Genomic DNA, 20,575 nt, shown 5'->3' on the forward strand with positions numbered 1-20,575 from the left:
CAGCCGCCCCCTCGGCAGGCAGCGAACGAAGTGAGCGTGGGGTTCGTTTCATTTCGGCTCCTGTAACTGGTCGGCGAGCTTGGAGAACGCATCGTCGGGCATCCCGGGAATCGCTTCCGGCGTGCTCGCACCGAGCGTTCGCCACACGTCGAGCGCATCCTTGCATGCGCCGAACCGCTCGACACGCGCCTCGAGGCGCGCCTGTTCGGCACGCAGCATCGCCTCATCAAACTTCGGCGCGCAGCCGATCAAGTCGAGCGCCGCCGCGCGGAACGCGTCCGGCGTATCGGCAACATAGCGGTCCGCGCCGCCGATCAGCCGCCGATGCTTGCCGCCCATCGTGCGCCAGATCAGCGCGCGGTCCTTCGCGTCGAATTCCTCGACGCCGCGATTGGTCTCGATCACTTCGGGGCCCGACACGCTGATGCGCCCCTGCTCCGACACCGCGAGCGCCGAACAGCACGCGGCGAGCAACCCGCCGCCGCCGTAGCAGCCCGCGCGCCCGCCGATCAGCCCGATCACCGGCACGCCGGCCGCGCGCGCGTCGACGAGCGCGCGCATGATCTCGGCGATCGCCAGCTCGCCCGCGTTCGCTTCCTGCAGCCGCACGCCGCCCGTATCGAACAGGATCAGCACCGGCTTGCCCACTTCGCGCGCGGCGCGCAGCAACCCGGTGAGCTTCGCGCCGTGCACTTCGCCGAACGCGCCGCCCATGAAGCGGCCTTCCTGCGCGGCGACGAACACCGGCCGGCCATCGAGCCGGCCGTGGCCGACCACCATCCCGTCGTCGAACTGCTGCGGCAGGTCGAACAGCGGCAGGTGCGGGCTCGTCACGCGTTCGGCCGGCCCGAGGAATTCGCCGAAACTGCCCGCGTCGAGCAGCCCGTCGATGCGCTGCCGCGCCGACGCTTCGTACCAGCTCGCGCCGTTCGCGACGAACGCGGGCGCGTCGTGGATCACGTCGGTCATCATGCGTCTCCCTCGATCGCGCGCACGGCCTGCGCGAGCCGCAGCGACACCATGTCGGGCCGCGCACCGCCGTCGTTGATCGACAGTTTCAGGCCGCCCGGCGTGCGCCGCTCGACGAAATCCGAGACGACGGCCTGCCACACCGCGCCGAAACCGACCGCCGCGGTGCGGATGTCGATTTCGCATTCATTGCCCGGCAACACGCGCTCGACGAGCACTTCGAGATTGCCCGACGCGACCACGCCGACGAGCGCCGCGGCCAGCTCGCCCTTCGCGCGCTCGCGCGCGGTGAAGCGATAGTTCAACTGTTCCATGCCCTCATCCTCACCAGTTGCGGAACCGGGCCGGCGGCGCATAGAGCCCGCCCGACCAGTGCACGAGATCCTTGATCGAGCGTGCGGCGAGCCAGCGGCGGTCGGCGTCGAGCGGATCGATGCCGAGATCCTCCGGGCGGCGGATCACGCCGCGCGCGCGCAGCCGCTCGACCATCTTCCGGTCGCGGCCGCGGCCGACGTCCGTATAGCCGGCGACACCGCGGATCGCGTGCTCGCGCTCGTCCTTGTCGCGGCACATCAGCAGGTTCGCGATCCCTTCCTCGGTGACGATGTGCGTGACGTCGTCGCCGTAGACCATGATCGGCGCAAGGTCGAGCTGCAGCTTGTCGGCGAGCTTCAGCGCATCGAGCTTCTCGACGAACATCGGCGCGTTCTTGTCGCCGAACGTCTCGCCGATCTGCACGACCAGCTTGCGGCCGCGCCGCAGTGCCGCCGGCGTGTCGGGGTCGGCTTGCGCGCCGGCCTTCAGCCACGGCTCGCTCGGATGGCGCCGCCCGCGTGCATCGCTGCCCATGTTCGGCGCGCCGCCGAAGCCGGCGATCCGCTCGGCCGTGACCGTCGACGAATGGCCGGACAAATCGATCTGCAGTGTCGAACCGATGAACATGTCGCACGCATAGAGGCCGGCCGTCTGGCAGAACGCGCGGTTCGAGCGCAGCGACCCGTCGGGGCCCGTGAACCACACGTCGGAACGCGCGCGGATGTAGTCGTCCATCCCGACCTCGGAGCCGAAGCAATGGATCTGCTCGACCCAGCCCGACTCGATCGCCGGAATCAGCGTGGGGTGCGGATTGAGCGCCCAGTGCGTGCAGACCTTGCCCTTCAGCCCGAGCTTCTCGCCGTAGGTCGGCAGCAGCAGCTCGATCGCGGCCGTGTTGAAGCCGATCCCGTGGTTCAGGCGCTTGATGCCGTACGGTTCGTAGATGCCCTTGAGCGCGAGCATCGCGGTAAGGATCTGCGTTTCGGTGATCGCGGCCGGATCGCGCGTGAACAGCGGCTCGACGTAGAACGGCCGGCCGGCCTCGACGACGAAATGCACGCGGTCGCCGGGGATGTCGACCCGCGGCACCTTGTCGACGATGCGGTCGACCTGCGCGATCACGATGCCGTCCTTGAACGCGGTGGCCTCGACGACGGTCGGCGTGTCCTCGGTGTTCGGGCCCGTGTACAGGTTGCCGTCGCGGTCGGCACTGACCGCCGCGATCAGCGCGACGTGCGGCGTGAGGTCGATGAAGTAGCGCGCGAACAGTTCGAGATAGGTGTGCACCGCGCCGAGCGCGATCTTGCCGCCGAACAGCAGCTTCGCGATCCGCTGCGACTGAGGGCCCGAATACGCGAAGTCGAGACGCTTCGCGATGCCGCGCTCGAACACGTCCAGATGCTCGGGCAGCACGACGCCCGACTGCACCATGTGCAGGTCGTGCACCTTCGCGCTGTCGACGTCGGCGAGCGCCGTCGCGAGCAGGTCGGCCTGCTTCTGGTTGTCGCCTTCCAGGCAGACGCGGTCGCCGGGCCGCAGCACCGCTTCGAGCAACGCGACGGTATCGCGCGCGTCGACCCGCTTGCCCTGCGCGTAAGCCGCGCCGGCCGCGAGGCGTGCATCGCGCGCCTGCCGCGCGTGATTCCATCCCGTCATGAACAGTTCTCCCGCTTCGATGATTCAGCGGCATTCTAAGCCTGGCGCCGCCGCCGATTGATGATGTTGACGAATGCGACTCAGAGGACGCCGCGATGGATGCGACCCTAGCCGCCGACCAGCGCGCGCGTCGTGAAGAACAGCACCGACGGGCCCAGCAGGCAGCCGACGCCCGTATGAAACGTCGCGACCAGCGCACCGTACGGGACGAGCCGGCGGTCGGTCGCGGCAAGCCCCGCGCTCACGCCGCTGACGGTGCCCGCGAGGCCGCCGAAGATCATCGCGGAACGCGGCGTCTTCAGGCCCATGAAGTTGGCCGCGACCGGCGTGCCGACCATCACGATGATCGCCTTCACGAGCCCCGTCGCGATGCTGAGCGCGATCACGTCGGAGCTCGCGCCGATCGCCGCGCCCGTGACGGGCCCGACGATGTAGGTGACGGCGCCCGCGCCGATCGTCGTCATGCTGACCGCGTCGGTGTAGCCGAACGCGCGCGCGATGCACGCGCCGACGATGAACGGCAGCACGGTGCCGAGCAGCAGCGACACGACGCCGACGAGCCCGGCCTTGCGCGCCTCGGTCGGCTGCACTTCGAACGCGGTCGCGACGATCGCGAAATCGCGCAGCATCGCGCCGCCCATCAGGCCGACGCCCGCGAACAGCGGCACGTCGGCGATCCCCTTCTCGCCGCCGGTGAACGCACCGCCGACATACGCGAGCGCGAGACCGATCACGATCGCGATCGCGGAGCCGTGCACGCGGCCGAACGTGAGCTTGCGCGACGCGATCGACGACAGCCACATGATCAGGCCGACCAGCGCGAACGACGCGACGAGCCCGTTGTGGGCGACGACTTTTTCGAGCATCTGCAGCATGGCGGCCTCCTTCACTGTTCTTCGAATTGCGGCACGCCCGCGAAGGCCGTGTCGTCGCGCCCCATGCGCACGAGTACCGCGATGCAGCATGCGCAGATCGCGACCGCGCCGACGGCGGCCAGCAGCGCGACCGGGCCGCCCTTCAGCGCGGCGACGACGTTCTGGTTCGCGGCCATCGCGACGACGACCGGGATGTACATCGCGCCCCAGAAACCGACGCCGGCCTCGGTCTCCTTCGGCAACCAGCCGCGCCGGTGCAGCCACAGGCGCAGGCAGATCAGCAGCAGCATCGCGATGCCGACGCCGCCGACGTTGGTCTTCACGCCGATTGCCGTGCCCAGCAGGTCGCCGAGGAACAGTCCGGCCAGGTGGCAGAACGCCAGCAGCGCGGTTCCGTAGATGATCATGAGTCGTCTCCAGTCTCTTCGTGACGGGCGCCGGACGCATGCAGGAGCCGGGCCGGCACGCCGATCCCGTGCGCGGACTGTCTCCTGCGGCGGTGCGCCGCGGCCCGGCGGCCCGTCGTGCGGGCGCGTTCTCGGGCGGTCGATGGGATGATGCGGTTTCGGGCCGGACGCCGGATGCCGTAGACTGACCGATGCAGCCGCCGGCGCGACGCGGGCTACGCGTCCGGTGCGCCCCGTTGCGGGCCGCACCGGGGCGTGATCCGATACTAGCGCCGCAATATCCGGCCATTTATGAAGTTGTCGAAACCGATTCAGTGGATTTAGCAATGCGTCCGTTACCGCCCGAGTTGCTGCGCAGTTTCGTCGCCGTCGCCCAGTCCGGCAGCTTCACCGCCGCGTCCGAGCGCGTGAGCCTGTCGCAGTCGACCGTCAGCCAGCACATCCGCCGCCTCGAGGAGTTGCTCGACCGGCCGCTCTTCGAGCGCGACACGCGCAACGTGCACCTGTCGCAGCACGGCGACGCGCTGTTCCGCTACGCGGTGCGCATCCTCGAACTGATGGACGAAGCCGTCACGTCGGTGTGCGGGCCGCCGCTGTCGGGCAAGGTGCGGCTCGCGATGTCGGAGGATTTCGCGTCGACGCACCTGACGTCCGCGCTCGCGAGCTTCGTACAGCGCAATCCGGATGTCGAGCTCGCGATTTCGACCGGGCTGTCGGGCGACCTGTTCGACGCGCTCGACGAAGGCCGGCACGATCTCGTGTTCGCGAAGCGCATCGCGGGCAGCCGGCGCGGCCGCGTGATCCGCAGCGAGCCGCTGTACTGGTGCACCGGCCCCGATTCGCGGATCACCGGCCACGAGGCCGTGCTGCCGCTCGCACTGCATCCGGAGCCGAGCGTGTCACGGCGCCGCGTGCTCGAAACGCTCGACGCGATCGGCCGGCCTTACCGGATCGCGGTGGTGAGCAGCAGCATCGCGGTACTGCGCGCGGCCGCGAGCGCGGGGCTCGGCGTCAGCGCGTTCGCCGGCTACGTGATTCCGGCCGGGCTCGCGCGGCTCGACGCGGGGCTGCCCGAGCTCGGCGAACTCGAATACGTGATCGACCGGCCGGCGGCCGCGTCGCGCTCGACGCTCGCGCTCGAAGCCACGCTGATCACGGCGGCGGCGGAGTTGTAACAGCAACAGGCGCGACTGCGGGCGACACGCACGCGCCGCCGCGCCCGCAACTGACGGTTTTGCCCGGAACGCGTCATCGTCTGCGCAGCACCCGCTCGCGACAATGGGCCCCATCGGAACGCACGGCAAGTCGCCGCGCGCATCCGGTGTCCCGTCCCCTTGATCGGAGCGCACCATGAACGTCTTGCGATTCACCGTCGCGACCACAGCCGCCGCCCTGCTGTCCCCCGCCTTTGCCCAGACCGGTGCCGCGGCGCCCGAACAGGGCCTGACACGCGCGGAAGTCATCGCCCAGCTCAAGCAGGCTTATCTCGACGGCGAACTGCCGACGAACGACGGCAACTACCCGCCGAGCGCCGCGACGCGCGCGCGCAACCGCGAACTCGTGCAGGCCGCGAGCCCCTCGTGGCTTGCCCAGACGCCGCAGGCACCGCAGACGGCAACGCAGCAGTAACCGATCGCGGCCCGGCCGATCGCGGCGCTGCGACGCGGTCAGGGCAGAAAGCTGCGGCGCCGCGCGTCGATCAGCTCGACGAGCAGCCGGTCGCGCTCGGCCGCCAGTTCCTGCATCGAACGCTCGCCCTGGATCGCGCGCAGTTCGTCGTTCAGCTTGCGGTCGACGTCCGGATCGAACGAAGGCGTGCCAAGGTCGTCCCACCAGCTCGTGATCGGCCCCGACAGGTGTTCGAGGAAGTGCGCGATCCCGCCCGCGCCGCCGCCGAGGTGATAGGTCAGGCACTGCCCCATCAGCCCCCAGCGCAGGCCCGGGCCCCATGCGACGGCCTTGTCCGCGTCGGCCACGCTCACGACGCCTTCGCCGACGAGGTGATACACCTCGCGAAACAGCGCGGCCGCGAGCCGGTTCGCGACGTGGCCGGTCATCTCCTTGTTGAGGACGATCGTCTGCTTGCCGAGCGCGTCGTAGAAATCCTTCACGCGCGCGATCACGTCCCGGCCGGTGGCGTCGCCGCCGACCAGTTCGACGAGCGGAATCAGGTGCGGCGGATTGAACGGATGCGCGATCAGGCAGCGCTCCGGATGCTTCGCGCACGCGGTCTGGATGTCGGACATCTTCAGGCCCGATGAACTCGACGCGATCGGCACGTGCGCGGGCAGCACGTCGTCCATCTGCCGGTACAGCGCGCGCTTCAGGTCGAGCCGTTCCGGGCCGTTCTCCTGCACGAAATCGACGCCGTCGAGCGCGCGCACGAGATCGGCGTCGAACGACAGCCGCGCGGAAAGTTCGGCGGCCCGGTCGCCGAGAAACGCGGCCAGCGCGTCGCGCAGCCGCGCGTCGGCTTGCGGCGCCGGATCGGTCGCGACGACGTCGAAGCCCTGCGCCAGATAGAAAGCTGCCCAGCTCGCGCCGATCACGCCGGCGCCGACGATCGCGATGCGTCGAATGTTCATGGTTGTCCCGTGTCGTTGGTCTGCGGATGGATCGCGGCGATTGTCGCATCGAATCGCACGGGCACGCGTTGACGCAAGTTGCAGGTTCCCTCTTGAAATGCGCTGCGGCGGCCACTAATTACGCGTTGCCGGGCAGTGCTCCATGCAACGCACTGCCCCCGTTTCGACCCAGTGGAGCCACCCGTCGCGCCCGCCGCAGGCGTCGCGCCGTCACGTCTCCCGCGTTCCCTGTTCCGGAGGATCAACATGAGCGGTATCCATAACGGCCACGACCTGTTCGACGAATTCGCCCGCGTGCAGCGGCAGGTCGCGAACCTGTTCGGCGAACTCCCGTCCGGCATCCGCGCGGTACGGCCGGGCGCGTTTCCCGCGCTCAATGTCGGCGCCACGGACGATGCGATCGAGATCGTCGCATTCGCGCCCGGCATGGCCGCGGCCGACTTCGACGTATCGATCGACAAGGACCTGCTGACGATCAGCGGCGAGCGCAAACCGGCACCGCGCGGCGAAGGCGACGACGTACGCACGTATGCGCAGGAGCGCTTTCACGGCACGTTCCGACGCGTCGTCGAACTGCCGCAGAATGCGGACGCCGACAACGTCAGCGCGCGTTACGAAAACGGCTGCCTGCTGATTCGCGTCGGCCGGCGCGAAACGTCGAAGCCGCGTGCGATCACCGTTCAGTAATATTCAGGATACCGACATGAATACGAACCCGACCGTGGCCGAACGCCACACCGCCACTGCTCACCCGGCCGCAGCCGACGCCGCGCGCCGGCCCGCGATCACGCCGGCCGTCGACATCGTCGAGAACCATCTCGGCGTCACGCTGCGGGCCGACCTGCCCGGCGTGCCGCGCGAGAACCTCGACGTGAGGGTGCACGACAACACGCTGACGATCGAAGCCGATACGCAGATCGACATCCCGGCCGATCTGCGCGTGCGGCACGCCGAAGTCCGCGCGCCGCGCTATGCGCGCACGTTCGTGCTGAGCCCCGATCTCGACACGTCGAGGATCGACGCGAACCTGCGCGACGGCGTGCTGACGCTGACGATTCCGCGCCGCGAAGAAACGCGCCCGCGCCGCATCGACGTGACAGCCGGCAACGCGTAAGCGTTGGCGCGCCGAGGCGCGACATGTTGCGACGCGCATGCGTGGGCGCCGTATCCGGATTCAATCGAAATCGAACAGGTCGAACATCGATTTGCGGCGGCGCTGGCCGTCGTGCCGGTGACGGTCGTCGTGCGAGCGATTGTCGCGCCCCCAGTTGTCGCGATCGCGCGGCGCGTGGGCGTCGCGCGAAACAGGCGGCTCGTCGCGCCGCGCCGGCGCATCGCCGCTCTCGCGTGCGATCAGCTTGTCGAGTTCGCCGCGATCGAGCCACACGCCGCGGCACGTCGGACAGTAGTCGATCTCGATCGACTGGCGCTCGGCCATCAGCAGGTCGGGCGTCTTGCAGACAGGACATTTCATCGCGTTTCTCCTTTCCGTGCGAATTCCTGACGAATTCCGTATGAAGGCGCGCGAGCCGGCCGTCGCAGCGGCCGGCATCGCACGCGGTGGCTCAGTGGCCTTCCACCCGTGCCGCGCGCTTCGCCTTCGCGCGCCGCGCCAGCATGTTCATGCCCTCGACGAAAGCCGAGAACGCCATCGCCGCGTAGATGTAACCCTTCGGCACGTGCGAACCGAAGCCTTCGGCGATCAGCGTCATGCCGATCACGACCAGGAACGACAGCGCGAGCATCACGATGGTCGGGTTGCGGTCGATGAAGCGTGCGAGCGGCTGCGCAGCGAACAGCATCACGGTCACGGCGACGATCACCGCGACGAACATGATCGGGATGTGTTCGGTCATGCCGATCGCGGTCACGATGCTGTCGATCGAGAACACGATGTCGAGCATCACGATCTGGCCGATCGCGGCCCACACCGTCAGGCCGGCCGCGCCGCCGGAGCCGCCCGAGCCGTCACCGTCGTGCGACACGTGGTGATGGATCTCGGTGGTCGCCTTCCATACGAGGAACAGGCCGCCCGACAGCAGGATCATGTCGCGCCACGAGAACGCGTGGTCGAAGATCGTGAACACGGGTTCGGTGAGGCTCGCGATCCACGCGACGCTGCCGAGCAGCGCAAGGCGCATCACCAGTGCGAGCGCGATGCCGAGACGCTGCGTGCGCGCACGCTGCGCTTCGGGCAGCTTGTTGCTGAGGATCGAGATGAAGATCAGGTTGTCGATGCCGAGCACGACTTCCATCACGACGAGCGTCAGGAGCGCAGCCCAGACGGCGGGGTCGACGGCAAGCGTCAGCAGGTAGTCCATGAAATGGGCCGATACGAAAGTGGAAAGCCCGATGATATTCCGCCCCGGACTTCGGAAAAATCAGAGAGAATCTGACTTTAGGTTCGGTTTTCACGAAGTTTCGATCCGATGCTCAATTTTCGACATCTGTACTATTTCTGGGTCGTCGTGAAGGAAGGCGGCTTCGCGCGCGCGGCCGGGCGGCTCGACATGGCCGTGCAGACGATCAGCGCGCAGGTGCGCGAGCTCGAGAAATCGCTCGGGCACCAATTGTTGCGCCCGGTCGGGCGCGGCGTCGCGATGACCGACGCGGGCCAAGCCGCGTATGCGCGCGCCGAGGTCATCTTCGAGATGGGGCGGCTGATTCCCGACGAAGTGCGCGCGGCGGCCAGCCAGCCGACCGTGCGGCTCGCGGTCGGCCTCGCGGACGGCATCTCGAAGCTCGCCGCGCATGCGATCCTCGCGCCGGTCCTCGACACGCCCACGCTGCGGCTGCTGTGCCACGAGGGCGAGCACGATGCGCTGCTCGCGGAACTCGCGCTGCATCATCTCGATCTCGTGCTGGCTGGCCAGGGCGCGCCGTCGGGGTCGAACCTGCGCGTGACGAGCGAGCGGCTCGTCGCATCGCCGGTCGACTGGTACGGGCCCGCGGCACTCGTCACGCCGGCCGCGCGGCAACGCTTTCCGCAATGCTTGGCCGACCTGCCCGTGCTGCTGCCGACCGCGCATTCGGCGCTGCGCGCGCGCCTCGACCGGTGGCTGGAAGGCGAACGGATCGTGCCGCGGGTAGCCGGGGAATTCGAGGACAGCGCGCTGATGGCCGTGTTCGCGGCGCGCGGCCTCGGCGTGTTCCCGCTGAGCGAGCTCGGCGCGAACGACGCGTCGCTGCTGGGCGGCCTCAGGCGGCTCGGGCGCGCGGGCGACGTGACCGAGGAGATCCACGCGATCCGCTCGCGGCGCGGCGAACATCATCCGCTGACGTCGCAATTGCTGGCTTGCGCGCGGCCGTCGCCGGCCGGCTAGCGCCGGTTCGCGATCGTGCTCGCCGGCAACGGCTCGCCGAAACCGTCATGGGCGGAAACAGCCCCTGAAGCGAACGCGACATCAAACGAAACTATAATGACGCCCCGGCCATCCGAGATTGCCACGCGCCCGTTACCGGCCCCGCCCTTGCGCGACGGCCGCCATCCGGTTGCCGCGCGACGCGCGCAACCCGGCGCGGCATCTTGCCGAGCCTTCTGAAAGACGCCATGCACAACCGATTTCGCCTGTTTTCCGTTTCGTGCGCGCTCACGGCCGCGGCCGTGCTGGCGGCGTGCTCGTCGCCGCCCAAGCCGATCTACCAGCAGGAACAGTTCGACGCGACGAGCAGCCCGTATGCGCATACGTTCCACTCGAAATCCGACGCGGCCTGCGAGGCCGCGCGGCGCGCGCTGTTGAGCCAGGGTTATGTGGTGTCGTCGTCGCGCAACGACGCGGTCGACGGCAGCAAGAATTTCCAGCCGAACAACGACATGCACGTCGTGATCGAGTTTCACGTCGTGTGCGCGGATGCGAACGCGGACGGTTCGTCGAGCATCGCGTACGTGAACGCGGTGCAGGATCGCTACACGCTGAAGAAGTCGAATACGTCGGCCAGCGTCGGCCTCAGCGTGTTCGGTTCGCTGTCGCTGCCGATCGGGTCGAGCGACGATGCGCTCGTCAAGACCGCGAGCGAGACGATTCCCGCCGGCGTGTTCTACGAGCGCTTCTTCAATCTCGTCGACCATTTCCTGAAGATCGACCCGGCCCGCCGCGACCGCGCCACCGTCAAGGCCGCCGAGAAGGAAGCCGTCACGCCGCTGCCCGAACCCGCGCCGACGCCGCAGGGCGAACCGATGAAGATGACGACGCCGGTCGTGCCGACGCCGCCCGCGGCGCCGGTGCCGCTTTCGGTGCCGGGTGTCGCGCCCGGGTCGGGCGCGAACGCCGTGCCGGCCGCGGCGTCGGCCGTTGTCGCGCCGGCTGCGATGCGTGCTGCCGCGCCGGTGGCGGCGTCTGGTTCGGTGGCTGGTTCGGTGCATGCACCTGCGTCGGCTTCCGGTTTGGCGCCCGCACCGACTTCGGCTCCTGCACCAATGGCCCCGTCTACCCCCGCTTCCAGCCCGGCGGCATCGACGCCCGCCGTGTCGGCACCGGCCGCTGCAACGCCGGCATCGGCCGTGCCGGCGCCGGCGTCCGCAACATCCGCCCCCGCATCGGCATCCGCGCCGTCGAGCGGATCGCCTGCTTCGGCGGACAAAACGCCCGCCCCCGCCGCTGCGAACCCTGTCGCGTCATCCGCGCCGTCCGGCGCGAGCGCACCGGCCGCGAACTGACCGGCCGTCCAACTGGCCGTCCAACCGGCCGGCCGTATCGTCGCGCCCGGCCGCATCCGGCGCAGCGCGACGATACGCCCCCTTCCCCTTCATCCCCCGCGGAGATTTCCGCGCGTCCGGCTGCCTGCCGGCTGCCTTTCCGCCATTGAGATAACGGGAACGTGACGTCGACGCTTCACTGCAAGCCACGCGCAGCCGATGCCCGCGGTCGCCAAAATCGACGATCGTCCTTCCGTCAGCCGACCAACCCGCGTGCCGGCTCCCGCGCTTACCGCAACGTCGCGCGCAGCGTCTGCAGATACTCGACCGTCGCCGTCACGCCGCCGCAGACGATCACCGCGATGTCCGATGCCGCCGTCAGCACCGGCACCGGCCGCTCGAGCGCGGCCAGCGCAGCGCCGCATGCGGGCTCGACGACGATCCGATGCTCGTCGAGGAACCGCAGCGACGCGGCCACCGCGTCCGCATCGGACACGACGACGGGATGGATCTCGTGCCGCGTCGCCCATTCGACCGCCGCGTCGCACGGCCGCTTCGCGCCGAGCGTCGTCGCGATGCTCGTGATCGCCGGCAATTCGACCGGGCGCCCCTGCGCGACCGAGCGCGCATAGCAGTCGGCGCCTTCCGTTTCAGCCGCGACGACCGGCACGTCATGCCAGCCGTTGCGCGCCAGCCCTTCGAGCACGCCGCACAGCAGCCCGCCGCCGCCGACCGCGAGCACGACCGCGTCGGGCTTCGGGCCGACGGCCGCCATCTCGTCGATCATCGTCGCGTGGCCCTGCCACAGCACGCGGTCGTCGAACGGATGCACGAACGCGTCGTGCTCGCCGAGGGCCGACTGCGCGAACGCGTTCGCGTCGGCCCAGCTCGCGCCGTGCACGACCAGCTCCGCGCCCTCGACGCGGATCAGCTCGCGCGCGCGGGCCGACGCGCTTTCCGGCACGACGACGAGCACCGGCACGCCGAGTTCGCGGCCGCAGTACGCGACCGCGATGCCCGCGTTGCCACCGGACGACGACACGAACCGCCGCGCGCCGGCCGCGTGCCGCGCTTCGCAGACGGCGCCGATGCCGCGCAGCTTGAACGAGCCCGACGGCTGCAGCGCGTCGAGCTTCAGCCGGATGGTCCTGCCGAGCCGGCGGGACGCGATTTGCGAGCGGATATAAGGGGTCGGGATATGAAGCGGCATGGGGCGGGACACGATCAGAACGGAGGGAACGCACGCGACTCACGAACGAGTGCGGCAACGACGGTCATCGTACGGCACGCGCGTCATGCTTTCCAATACCAATCAATGACGTTTGCTATGCTTCACAGGCATATCCACCCACCGGAACGGGCTCCGCATGCGCCAGATCGAACTGCGTCACCTGCGTTACTTCGTAGCCGTCGCGCAAGCCGGCAGCGTGATGGCCGGCGCTCGCGCGGCCGGTATCGTCCAGCCCGCGCTGTCGCGGCAGATCCGCGAACTCGAGGACGCGATCGGCACGCCGCTGCTGATCCGCCGCGCCACGGGCGTCACGCTCACGGCGGCCGGCGCGAGCTTCCTGCAGGATGCGACCGGCCTGCTCGCGACGCTGCAGGACAGCCGCGAACGCGCGTTGCGCAGCGCGGCCGGCCAGCTCGGCGAACTGCGGCTCGGCGCACTGCCGAACTGCCTGCCGCTGCCGGTCGTCGCGAACGTCCTCAAGGCGTTTCGCGATGCGTGCCCGGACGTGAAGCTGTCGATCGCGCCGATGCTGTCGGCCGAACAGGCGAGCGCGCTGGTGCGCGGCCAGCTCGACGCCGGGATCATGGCGTGGCGTCGCGACGAGGCGCCGCACCTGTCGGGCGTGCGGCTGCTGAGCGACCGCTTCGTGCTCGCGATGCCCGCGCCGCCGGGCGGACGCTTCAGCGCGCCGCGCACGCTGGCCGACGTCGCGAACGAGCCGTTCGTCTGGTTCGACGCGCACCGCTCCGCCGCGCACCACCGGTTCCTGATGGCGCAGTGCCAGCAGGCCGGCTTCACGCCGCGCATCGCGCAGGTCGGCAGCGACATCCCGACGCTGATCGGCCTCGTCGCGGCCGGGATGGGCTGTGCGTTCGTGCCGGAAAGCGCGTCGCCGACCTGCCCGCGCACGGTCCGGCTCGTCGCGCTCGACGAGCTCGCGAGCCGCTTCGACATCGAGTTCGTGTTCGACGGCGCGGCAGCGGTGCCGTCGCCCGTCGTCGCGCGGTTTCTCGCGGCCGTGCGCGAGGCGGCCGGCGAACCGGATTGACCGGACGCCGTGCGCGGCAAGCGCTCGCGCGACGCAATGCGTGCCGCCGGCTCACGAACGGATTCCGGCCTCCGTCAAATCGACGTTTCCGCCGTTTCAGCCATTGCAACGCGCTAAACAGCGGCATCGCGTCCGCAAATAATCTTCAAGGCGGATGACAGCGGACGCCCGGCGCCTGCATTTTTAAATTGAAACCAAAAACGGCCGTTTAACGCCCGTTCGAATCGTCATGTGCCGAAATATACTTCGCGCGCATCCAACCCTCGTGCCAAAGAGAGGATGCGTTTCCGCCCCGGTCACGGTCCCCCTGTGACCGGGGCTTTTTTTGCCTGCGCGCCGCGCCGGCAACGGGTTTCAGGCCGCGACGCGATGCCCGCGCCGGGTTGCAGCCGGCGCATCAGCGACCCGGCCACGCGCCGCTGTGCAGTCGCCGGCCGACTCCCGGATCGCCGCGCGAGGCGACCGTCAATCCGCCGCGAACCATCGCTGGATCACGATCCCCCAACCGGAAGCCGCCCCCTGCTTGTTACGAAAACCTTTCGAATCGGGCGCGATCGTTCAGTCGCCCCGCCGGCGCGCCGCCCGCGGGCCTCGCAAGCACGCCGGACGCGCCCCGCATTGTTGACATGAAATCAAGATAATTTCGTCTGCATGCGGCTTTTTCCGCAAAAGTAATGCGGGCACACTTCGCCCTGTTCTCAACGGCCCCGTGCTGTTGTCCGTCGATTACAGGAGCCCATCGCGTGACCACTACGACTTCTTCCCCTTCCCGCCCGGGCGGCGGCGCCGCGCTGCCGCTGCTGGCGCTCGCCGCCGGTGCGTTCGGCATCGGCACGACCGAGTTCTCGCCGATGGGCCTGCTGCCCGTGATCGCCGACGGCGTGCACGTGTCGATCCCGCAGGCCGGCATGCTGATCAGCGCCTATGCGATCGGCGTGATGGTCGGCGCGCCGCTGATGACGCTGCTGCTCGCGCGCTGGTCGCGCCGCTCGGCGCTGATCGCGCTGATGTCGATCTTCACGATCGGCAACCTGCTGTCGGCGGTCGCGCCGGGCTACACGACGCTGCTGCTCGCCCGCCTCGTGACGAGCCTCAACCACGGCGCGTTCTTCGGGCTCGGCTCGGTGGTCGCGGCCAGCCTCGTGCCGCGCGACAAGCAGGCCAGCGCGGTCGCGACGATGTTCATGGGTCTCACGATCGCGAACGTCGGCGGCGTGCCGGCCGCGACCTGGCTCGGCCAGATCATCGGCTGGCGCATGTCGTTCGCGTCGACCGCGGGCCTCGGCCTGATCGCGATCGCCGGCCTGTTCGCCGCGCTGCCGAAGGGCGAAGCCGGCAAGATGCCCGACCTGCGCGCCGAACTCTCGGTGCTGACGCGCCCTGTCGTGCTCGGTGCGCTCGGGACGACGGTGCTCGGCGCCGGTGCGATGTTCACGCTCTACACGTATGTCGCGCCGACGCTCGAACACCTGACCGGCGCAACGCCCGGCTTCGTGACCGCGATGCTGGTGCTGATCGGCGTCGGCTTCTCGATCGGCAACATCGCGGGCGGCCGCCTGGCCGACCGCTCGCTCGACGGCACGCTGGTCGGCTTCCTGCTGCTGCTGATCGCGACGATGGCCGCGTTCCCGCTGCTCGCCGGCACGCATGCCGGCGCCGCCGTCACGTTGCTCGTGTGGGGTATCGCCACGTTCGCGGTCGTGCCGCCGCTGCAGATGCGCGTGATGCGCGCGGCGCACGAAGCACCGGGCCTCGCGTCGGCCGTCAACATCGGCGCGTTCAACCTCGGCAACGCGGTCGGCGCGGCCGCCGGCGGCGCGGCGATCTCGGCCGGCTTCGGCTACGCGGCGGTGCCGCTCGTCGGCGGGCTGATCGCCGCGGCCGGACTCGTGCTCGTCATGCTGCAGATGGCGCAGCGCCGCCGTGCACCGGCCGCCGCGAATTCGTAAGCGCCACCCATCCGGTGTCGGGACCCGGCGCAGGCGGGCGGCGCACGCGATCCGGCCCCGCTGTATCAGTCAGCGCGCGGCGGCGAACCCGCCGAAGAACGCACGCGCGTTCGCGTCGAGGCTTTCGAGGTGATAACCGCCCTCCTGCACGATCACCGTCGGCAACCCGAGCGCGCCGATCGCGCCGCCGAGCCGCCCGAAGCCGGCGGTCGTAACGGCGACCTGCGATTGCGGATCATCCTTGTAGATGTCGAAGCCGAGCGCGAGCACGAGCGCATCGGGCTGGAACCGCGCGAGCGCGCGCAGCGCGTCGTCCAGCCGTTCGAAGAACGCCGATTCCGGCGCGCCATGCGGCATCGGCAGGTTGAGGTTGAAGCCGTCGCCCGCCCCCGCGCCCGTCTCTTCCTCGTAGCCCGCGACGACCGGATAGAAGTTGGTCGGATCGCCGTGGATCGACACGTACATCACATCGTCGCGGCCGTAGAAGATCTCCTGCACGCCCTGCCCGTGATGCATGTCGGTATCGAGGATCGCGACCCGGCGATAGCGGCCGAGCAGCGACTGCGCGGCGATCGCCGCATTGTTCAGGTAGCAGAAGCCGCCGGCCGCGTCGCGGCGCGCGTGATGGCCCGGCGGCCGGCACAGCGCGTAGGCTTCGCGCGCGCCGCCGTTGACGTCGGCCGCGGCCGCGAGCGCGCCCTGCGCGGACCAGTACGCGGCGCGCCACGTGTTCGCGCCGACCGGGCAACTGCCGTCGGCGAGGTAGCGCGCGGCTTTCGCGAGCACGCCGCGCAGCGGGTTCGGCTCGCGCACGAACACGTTCGACATCACTTCGTCGCCCCAGTCGTCGGGCATCTGCTTCCAGTCGCGGTGCGCGTCCTCGAGAAAGCGCAGGTAGTTCATGTCATGCACGGCCGCGATCGGCGCGGTGCCGCGGTCGGCCGGCTCGCGCACGTCGAAATCGAGCGAGCGCACGGCCGCGACGAGCCGCGCCGCGCGCTCGGGCACTTCCTGCGGTTCACGCATCTGCCCGCGCGACAGGTAGCTGCGCGGATGGTGCAGCAATTGTTCGGGATGGAAATAGGTTTTCATCGTTCGTCCTCGTCGGTTCGCCGCGTCATGCGCCCTGCGCGGTGGTTGCCGCTTCGACGCGCGCCACGATGCCGGCGCGCGCCAGCACCGCATGGAGCAGCACGTTCGTGCCGCACGTCACGTCGTCGGGCAGCGCATCCTCGGCTTCGTTGTGCGACAGGCCGTCGACGCACGGGATGAACACCATCGCGGTCGGGATGCGGCGCGCGAGCAGGATCGCATCGTGGCCGGCGCCGCTGACGATCCGCTCGTTCGTGTAGCCGAACGCGGCCGCCGCCTGTGCGACCAGCTCGACGCAGTCGCGATCGAACGGCGTCGCCGGGCTGCGCCAGCACGTGTCGATCGCGACCTGCACGCCACGCGCGGCGGCGACGCGCGCGCACGCATCGCGCAGGTCGCGCTCCATCGCATCGACTTCGGCATCGTCGTGGTGGCGCAGGTCGACCGTGAACGTCACGTCGCCGGCGATGGTATTGCGCGACGCGTTGCGGATCCCGACCTGCCCGATCGTCGCGAGCCCGCGCGGCGCGTAGCCGGCGACGATCCGTTCGAGCTCGAGCGCGATCTGCGCGCTCGCGAAATACGCGTCCTTGCGATACGGCATCGGCGTCGTGCCCGCGTGCGCGGCGACGCCCGTCACCGTCACATCGAGCCAGCGGATCGCCTGCCCGCCCGTGACGATGCCGATCGTCGTGCCGTTCGCCTCGAGCACGGGCCCCTGCTCGATATGCGCTTCGAAATACGCATCGACCGCGCCGCCCGCCACGCGCGTACCGCGATAGCCGCATGCGTCGAGTGCCGCGCCGAGCGTGACGCCGTCGGCGTCCTGCCTGGCGAGCGCGTCGGCGAGCGGCAACGCGCCCGTGAACACGGCCGACCCGAGCATCGCCGGCGCGAAGCGCGCGCCTTCCTCATTGGTCCACGACACGATCTCCAGCGGCTTGTCGGTCGCGATGCCCGCGTCGTTCAGCGTGCGTACGAGTTCAAGCGCGGCGAGCACGCCGTACACGCCGTCGAAGCGGCCGCCTTCGGGCTGCGTATCGAGATGGCTGCCGATCAGCACCGGCGCGGCCCGCGCATCGGTGCCGTCGCGCCGTGCAAACAGGTTGCCGGCTTCATCGACACTCACCGTCATCCCCGCGTCGCGGCACCATTGTGCGAACAGGTCGCGCCCGCGCCGGTCGTCGTCGGTGAGCGCGAGGCGCCGCACGCCGCCGCGCGGCGTCGCGCCGACGCGCGCCATGTCGGCCAAGCTCTGCCACAGACGCGCGCCGTCGATTTCCAACAGGTCTTTCATGTGCACTCCAGATGAATTCGTTCGTCGAGGTTCAATGCGAGCCGAGCGCTTCTGCAGCGGCCGGCTGGGCCGCCCGGCGTGCGTCGAGCGCGACGATGCAGAGCAGCGAGATGCCCGCGAGACACGAGTAGAACACCGCGAGCGGCCACCATTGGCCCGTGAAGCGATGCGCGAGCCACGTGCCGACGAGCGGCGTCAAGCCGCCCGCGATCGCGCCGCAGATTTGATAAGCGAGCGAGATCGCCGAATAACGCACGTGCGCGGGAAACACGTCGCTCACGAAGCCCGCGATCACCGAATAGAAACCAGCCATGCACACGACCGCGAGCGCGATGCCCGCGACGAGCGACGCGGACGTGCCGCCCTGCACGAGCATGAACATCGGATACGGCGACAGCATCGCGAGCAGCGCCGCGAGCTTCAGGAAGCGCGCGCCGCCGATCCGCTCGGCGATCCATGCGGCGATCGGCTGCGCGACGAACTGGATGATCGCGACCGCGAACAGGCTGTCGAGGATCAGCGAACGCGATACGCCGACGTACTGCGTGGTGTACGCGATCATGAACGTGTTGGTGAAATAGACGCCCGCGATCCCGATCGTATTCGCGCCGATGCAGAGGGCCACGAGCCCCGACGCGGAACGGAACACTTCGGCGACCGGCAGCTTCACCGTGCGGTTCGCTTCCTTCACGCGCGCGAATTCCGGCGACTCGTTCACGCCGAGCCGGATCAGGATGCCGACCACGAGCAGCACCGCGCTCGCGAGAAACGGCAGGCGCCAGCCCCACGCGAGGAAGTCGGCCTTGTCCATCGACGTGACCGCGCGGAACGCGATCAGCGACAAGATCAGCCCGGCCGGGCTGCCGAGCTGCGCGAACGACGCGAAGAACGTGCGGCGCCCCTGCGGCGCGTGCTCGCCCGCCATCAGCACCGCGCCGCCCCATTCGCCGCCGACCGCGATCCCCTGCACGACGCGCAGCACGACGAGCAGCACCGGCGCGAGCATGCCGACCTTCGAGTAATCGGGCAGCAGGCCGACACAGACAGTCGCGACGCCCATCATCATCAGCGTCGTCATCAGCGCCTTCTTGCGGCCGATACGATCGCCGAGATGGCCGAAGATGACACCGCCGAGCGGCCGCGCGAAGAAGCCGACCGCGAACGTCGCGAACGACGCCATCGTGCTGACGAACGAGTCGTGCGACGGGAAATAGAGTTCGCCGAACACGAGCGCGGCGGCGGTCGCGTAGATGTAGAAGTCGTACCACTCGATCATCGTGCCGATGAACGCGGCCGTAGCGGCGCGTCCCGGCTGGCGGGCGGAAGGAAGGGACTGGGTCATGCGGGCTCCTGACGCGCGCCGCGTTGCAGGGCGACACGCAATATCGTGGTGACGGCCGTCTGTCGCGGCCTCGCGCCGCACGCTGCGGCACCGCTCCTTTATCGGCGACCGCAAATCATTAGTCAAATCTCAAGTTATTATTCGCCATATAAATTTAACTAATGCCCACCCCGACGCCTCGCCCGGAGACCCGATGCGCCCCGACCTCGCCCCGTTCCTGAACGACCGTCTCGACTGGAACCTGCTGCGTACCTACCTGGTGATCATCCAGGAGCGCAGCGTGAGCCGCGCGGCCGCGCGCCTGCACGTGACGCAGCCGGCCGTGAGCCAGGCATTGCGGCGGCTCGAGGACACCCTCGAACGCCGGCTGATCGAGCGGCGCGGCGCGCACTTCGCACCCACGCCGGCCGGCGAAGCCGTGTACCGGATCGCGAGCGACATCTACGGCGGCATCTCGCGCCTCGAAACGGAAATCGACGACAGCACGGCCGACCTCACCGGTTCGATCCGGTTGCTGACGGTGAGCCGCATCGAATCGCCTGTCTACGACGAATTCCTCGCGGAGTTTCATCGCGCGTATCCGCGCATCGACCTGCAGATCGAGGTGATGCGCTCGTCGGACATCCTGTCGTCGCTGCTGCAGAAGACGGCCACGGCCGGGCTCGGCCTGTGCCGCACGCCGCACGACAAGCTGGAGATGCGCTGCTTCCTGCGCCAGCGCTATGCGATCTACTGCGGCCGCCATCACCGGCTGTTCGGGCAGACGCAACTGCGGATGGACGATCTGCTCGCGGAGAATTTCGTGTCGTTCACGAGCGACCAGATCGGCGACAGCCTGTCGCCGCTCACCGTGTTCCGCGACCAGAAGGGCTTCACGGGGCGCATCGTCGCGTCGTCGCCGAGCCTCGAGGAAGTGCGGCGGCTGATCTTCGCGGGCTACGGGATCGGTTGCCTGCCCGAGCACATCGTGCGCGACGACATCGCGCAGCAGCGGCTGTGGCGGCTGCCGCCCGACGACGGGCTCGTCGACGTCGACGTGTTCCTGCTGTGGCATCGCGACCGCAAGATGAACGCGGCCGAGCACGCGTTTCTCGACGCGATGGAGCGCTGCATGCAGCGCTATTCGCTGGCGGAACGGCTGGGGAAGTAACGGCGCGAACGCGCCCGGAGAAA

General features: G+C 69.4%; 21 protein-coding genes. 9 read left to right on the plus strand and 12 right to left on the minus strand.

Annotated features, from left to right (window positions below):
- Positions 1–48: 48 nt before the first annotated feature.
- The 5 genes from JYG32_RS07955 to madL all read right to left on the minus strand — a co-directional run bounded on the left by JYG32_RS07955 (position 49) and on the right by madL (position 4,222).
- Positions 49–972: a biotin-independent malonate decarboxylase subunit beta gene (locus JYG32_RS07955; RefSeq protein WP_213265223.1), complete on the minus strand. Its 924-nt coding sequence runs from the start codon at positions 970–972 to the stop codon at positions 49–51.
- Positions 969–1,283 carry a malonate decarboxylase acyl carrier protein gene (mdcC, locus tag JYG32_RS07960; RefSeq protein ID WP_034183256.1) on the minus strand — a complete coding sequence of 105 codons (315 nt, stop codon included), beginning with the start codon at positions 1,281–1,283 and terminating at the stop codon, positions 969–971. The genes JYG32_RS07955 and mdcC overlap by 4 nt, the downstream gene beginning before the upstream one ends.
- 10 nt (positions 1,284–1,293) lie before the next feature.
- Positions 1,294–2,940, minus strand: coding sequence for a malonate decarboxylase subunit alpha (gene mdcA / locus JYG32_RS07965; RefSeq protein ID WP_213265224.1), 1,647 nt, complete (start codon positions 2,938–2,940; stop codon positions 1,294–1,296).
- A 107-nt stretch (positions 2,941–3,047) separates the two neighbouring features.
- The gene (madM, locus tag JYG32_RS07970) at positions 3,048–3,815 is read right to left on the minus strand and encodes a malonate transporter subunit MadM (RefSeq protein ID WP_096472941.1); all 768 of its coding nucleotides are present in this window, start codon (positions 3,813–3,815) and stop codon (positions 3,048–3,050) included.
- Positions 3,816–3,826: 11 nt separating this feature from the next.
- Positions 3,827–4,222 (minus strand): malonate transporter subunit MadL, encoded by a 396-nt coding sequence (gene madL / locus JYG32_RS07975; RefSeq protein ID WP_034183253.1) that lies wholly within the window; start codon positions 4,220–4,222, stop codon positions 3,827–3,829.
- A 326-nt stretch (positions 4,223–4,548) separates the two neighbouring features.
- Between madL and JYG32_RS07980 the strand changes: the two genes are divergently transcribed.
- Both JYG32_RS07980 and JYG32_RS07985 read left to right on the plus strand, forming a co-directional pair.
- On the plus strand, positions 4,549–5,397 hold the full coding sequence (locus tag JYG32_RS07980; RefSeq protein WP_174380537.1) for a LysR substrate-binding domain-containing protein: 849 nt from the start codon (positions 4,549–4,551) through the stop codon (positions 5,395–5,397).
- A gap of 175 nt (positions 5,398–5,572) precedes the next feature.
- Complete coding sequence (locus tag JYG32_RS07985; RefSeq protein ID WP_213265225.1) at positions 5,573–5,851, plus strand: DUF4148 domain-containing protein; 279 nt, start codon at positions 5,573–5,575, stop codon at positions 5,849–5,851.
- Between the two features lie 38 nt (positions 5,852–5,889).
- Here JYG32_RS07985 and JYG32_RS07990 read toward each other — a convergent pair whose 3' ends face one another.
- A complete protein-coding gene (locus JYG32_RS07990; RefSeq protein ID WP_213265226.1) occupies positions 5,890–6,807 on the minus strand; it encodes a 3-hydroxyacyl-CoA dehydrogenase NAD-binding domain-containing protein in 918 nt (305 codons plus the stop codon).
- A 246-nt stretch (positions 6,808–7,053) separates the two neighbouring features.
- On the opposite strand from JYG32_RS07990, the gene JYG32_RS07995 reads away from it, so the two are divergent.
- Both JYG32_RS07995 and JYG32_RS08000 read left to right on the plus strand, forming a co-directional pair.
- Positions 7,054–7,494 (plus strand): Hsp20/alpha crystallin family protein, encoded by a 441-nt coding sequence (locus JYG32_RS07995; protein ID WP_213265227.1) that lies wholly within the window; start codon positions 7,054–7,056, stop codon positions 7,492–7,494.
- 16 nt (positions 7,495–7,510) lie between these two features.
- Positions 7,511–7,921 carry an Hsp20/alpha crystallin family protein gene (locus tag JYG32_RS08000; RefSeq protein ID WP_213265228.1) on the plus strand — a complete coding sequence of 137 codons (411 nt, stop codon included), beginning with the start codon at positions 7,511–7,513 and terminating at the stop codon, positions 7,919–7,921.
- A gap of 60 nt (positions 7,922–7,981) precedes the next feature.
- Here JYG32_RS08000 and JYG32_RS08005 read toward each other — a convergent pair whose 3' ends face one another.
- Both JYG32_RS08005 and JYG32_RS08010 read right to left on the minus strand, forming a co-directional pair.
- Complete coding sequence (locus tag JYG32_RS08005) at positions 7,982–8,281, minus strand: zf-TFIIB domain-containing protein (protein ID WP_213265229.1); 300 nt, start codon at positions 8,279–8,281, stop codon at positions 7,982–7,984.
- Between the two features lie 91 nt (positions 8,282–8,372).
- Positions 8,373–9,128 (minus strand): TerC family protein, encoded by a 756-nt coding sequence (locus JYG32_RS08010; RefSeq protein WP_213265230.1) that lies wholly within the window; start codon positions 9,126–9,128, stop codon positions 8,373–8,375.
- Between the two features lie 108 nt (positions 9,129–9,236).
- On the opposite strand from JYG32_RS08010, the gene JYG32_RS08015 reads away from it, so the two are divergent.
- Both JYG32_RS08015 and JYG32_RS08020 read left to right on the plus strand, forming a co-directional pair.
- Positions 9,237–10,130 carry a LysR family transcriptional regulator gene (locus tag JYG32_RS08015; RefSeq protein ID WP_213265231.1) on the plus strand — a complete coding sequence of 298 codons (894 nt, stop codon included), beginning with the start codon at positions 9,237–9,239 and terminating at the stop codon, positions 10,128–10,130.
- 227 nt (positions 10,131–10,357) lie between these two features.
- Positions 10,358–11,464 carry a DUF2242 domain-containing protein gene (locus JYG32_RS08020; protein WP_213265232.1) on the plus strand — a complete coding sequence of 369 codons (1,107 nt, stop codon included), beginning with the start codon at positions 10,358–10,360 and terminating at the stop codon, positions 11,462–11,464.
- Between the two features lie 268 nt (positions 11,465–11,732).
- Here JYG32_RS08020 and JYG32_RS08025 read toward each other — a convergent pair whose 3' ends face one another.
- Positions 11,733–12,653: a pyridoxal-phosphate dependent enzyme gene (locus JYG32_RS08025; RefSeq protein ID WP_213265233.1), complete on the minus strand. Its 921-nt coding sequence runs from the start codon at positions 12,651–12,653 to the stop codon at positions 11,733–11,735.
- Between the two features lie 157 nt (positions 12,654–12,810).
- On the opposite strand from JYG32_RS08025, the gene JYG32_RS08030 reads away from it, so the two are divergent.
- On the plus strand, positions 12,811–13,722 hold the full coding sequence (locus JYG32_RS08030) for a LysR family transcriptional regulator (RefSeq protein WP_213265234.1): 912 nt from the start codon (positions 12,811–12,813) through the stop codon (positions 13,720–13,722).
- A gap of 743 nt (positions 13,723–14,465) precedes the next feature.
- On the plus strand, positions 14,466–15,671 hold the full coding sequence (locus tag JYG32_RS08035) for an MFS transporter (protein WP_213265235.1): 1,206 nt from the start codon (positions 14,466–14,468) through the stop codon (positions 15,669–15,671).
- Between the two features lie 69 nt (positions 15,672–15,740).
- On the opposite strand, the gene JYG32_RS08040 is transcribed toward JYG32_RS08035, so the two are convergent.
- From JYG32_RS08040 to JYG32_RS08050, 3 genes are read right to left on the minus strand one after another with little or no spacing between them, the layout of a single operon-like run.
- Positions 15,741–16,763 (minus strand): histone deacetylase family protein, encoded by a 1,023-nt coding sequence (locus JYG32_RS08040; protein WP_213265236.1) that lies wholly within the window; start codon positions 16,761–16,763, stop codon positions 15,741–15,743.
- Positions 16,764–16,788: 25 nt separating this feature from the next.
- On the minus strand, positions 16,789–18,060 hold the full coding sequence (locus JYG32_RS08045; RefSeq protein WP_213265237.1) for a Zn-dependent hydrolase: 1,272 nt from the start codon (positions 18,058–18,060) through the stop codon (positions 16,789–16,791).
- Positions 18,061–18,091: 31 nt separating this feature from the next.
- On the minus strand, positions 18,092–19,402 hold the full coding sequence (locus JYG32_RS08050; protein ID WP_213265238.1) for an MFS transporter: 1,311 nt from the start codon (positions 19,400–19,402) through the stop codon (positions 18,092–18,094).
- 193 nt (positions 19,403–19,595) lie between these two features.
- Between JYG32_RS08050 and JYG32_RS08055 the strand changes: the two genes are divergently transcribed.
- A complete protein-coding gene (locus tag JYG32_RS08055; protein WP_174380522.1) occupies positions 19,596–20,552 on the plus strand; it encodes a LysR family transcriptional regulator in 957 nt (318 codons plus the stop codon).
- Positions 20,553–20,575: the final 23 nt, after the last annotated feature.

It is taken from the genome of Burkholderia pyrrocinia (assembly GCF_018417535.1).
GTDB classification, from domain to species: Bacteria; Pseudomonadota; Gammaproteobacteria; order Burkholderiales; family Burkholderiaceae; genus Burkholderia; species Burkholderia pyrrocinia_E.

What these genes read in the sequence shown, in the direction of transcription:
- JYG32_RS07985 (WP_213265225.1), top strand. Translation starts at nt 5,573, where the DNA reads ATGAACGTCTTGCGATTCACCGTCGCGACCACAGCCGCCGCCCTGCTG.
- JYG32_RS08050 (WP_213265238.1), bottom strand. Translation starts at nt 19,402, where the DNA reads ATGACCCAGTCCCTTCCTTCCGCCCGCCAGCCGGGACGCGCCGCTACG.
- JYG32_RS08030 (WP_213265234.1), top strand. Translation starts at nt 12,811, where the DNA reads ATGCGCCAGATCGAACTGCGTCACCTGCGTTACTTCGTAGCCGTCGCG.
- mdcC (WP_034183256.1), bottom strand. Translation starts at nt 1,283, where the DNA reads ATGGAACAGTTGAACTATCGCTTCACCGCGCGCGAGCGCGCGAAGGGC.
- JYG32_RS08005 (WP_213265229.1), bottom strand. Translation starts at nt 8,281, where the DNA reads ATGAAATGTCCTGTCTGCAAGACGCCCGACCTGCTGATGGCCGAGCGC.
- JYG32_RS08020 (WP_213265232.1), top strand. Translation starts at nt 10,358, where the DNA reads ATGCACAACCGATTTCGCCTGTTTTCCGTTTCGTGCGCGCTCACGGCC.
- JYG32_RS08010 (WP_213265230.1), bottom strand. Translation starts at nt 9,128, where the DNA reads ATGGACTACCTGCTGACGCTTGCCGTCGACCCCGCCGTCTGGGCTGCG.
- JYG32_RS07995 (WP_213265227.1), top strand. Translation starts at nt 7,054, where the DNA reads ATGAGCGGTATCCATAACGGCCACGACCTGTTCGACGAATTCGCCCGC.
- JYG32_RS08045 (WP_213265237.1), bottom strand. Translation starts at nt 18,060, where the DNA reads ATGAAAGACCTGTTGGAAATCGACGGCGCGCGTCTGTGGCAGAGCTTG.
- madM (WP_096472941.1), bottom strand. Translation starts at nt 3,815, where the DNA reads ATGCTGCAGATGCTCGAAAAAGTCGTCGCCCACAACGGGCTCGTCGCG.
- JYG32_RS08015 (WP_213265231.1), top strand. Translation starts at nt 9,237, where the DNA reads ATGCTCAATTTTCGACATCTGTACTATTTCTGGGTCGTCGTGAAGGAA.
- madL (WP_034183253.1), bottom strand. Translation starts at nt 4,222, where the DNA reads ATGATCATCTACGGAACCGCGCTGCTGGCGTTCTGCCACCTGGCCGGA.
- JYG32_RS07980 (WP_174380537.1), top strand. Translation starts at nt 4,549, where the DNA reads ATGCGTCCGTTACCGCCCGAGTTGCTGCGCAGTTTCGTCGCCGTCGCC.
- JYG32_RS07955 (WP_213265223.1), bottom strand. Translation starts at nt 972, where the DNA reads ATGATGACCGACGTGATCCACGACGCGCCCGCGTTCGTCGCGAACGGC.
- JYG32_RS07990 (WP_213265226.1), bottom strand. Translation starts at nt 6,807, where the DNA reads ATGAACATTCGACGCATCGCGATCGTCGGCGCCGGCGTGATCGGCGCG.
- mdcA (WP_213265224.1), bottom strand. Translation starts at nt 2,940, where the DNA reads ATGACGGGATGGAATCACGCGCGGCAGGCGCGCGATGCACGCCTCGCG.
- JYG32_RS08055 (WP_174380522.1), top strand. Translation starts at nt 19,596, where the DNA reads ATGCGCCCCGACCTCGCCCCGTTCCTGAACGACCGTCTCGACTGGAAC.
- JYG32_RS08040 (WP_213265236.1), bottom strand. Translation starts at nt 16,763, where the DNA reads ATGAAAACCTATTTCCATCCCGAACAATTGCTGCACCATCCGCGCAGC.
- JYG32_RS08025 (WP_213265233.1), bottom strand. Translation starts at nt 12,653, where the DNA reads ATGCCGCTTCATATCCCGACCCCTTATATCCGCTCGCAAATCGCGTCC.
- JYG32_RS08000 (WP_213265228.1), top strand. Translation starts at nt 7,511, where the DNA reads ATGAATACGAACCCGACCGTGGCCGAACGCCACACCGCCACTGCTCAC.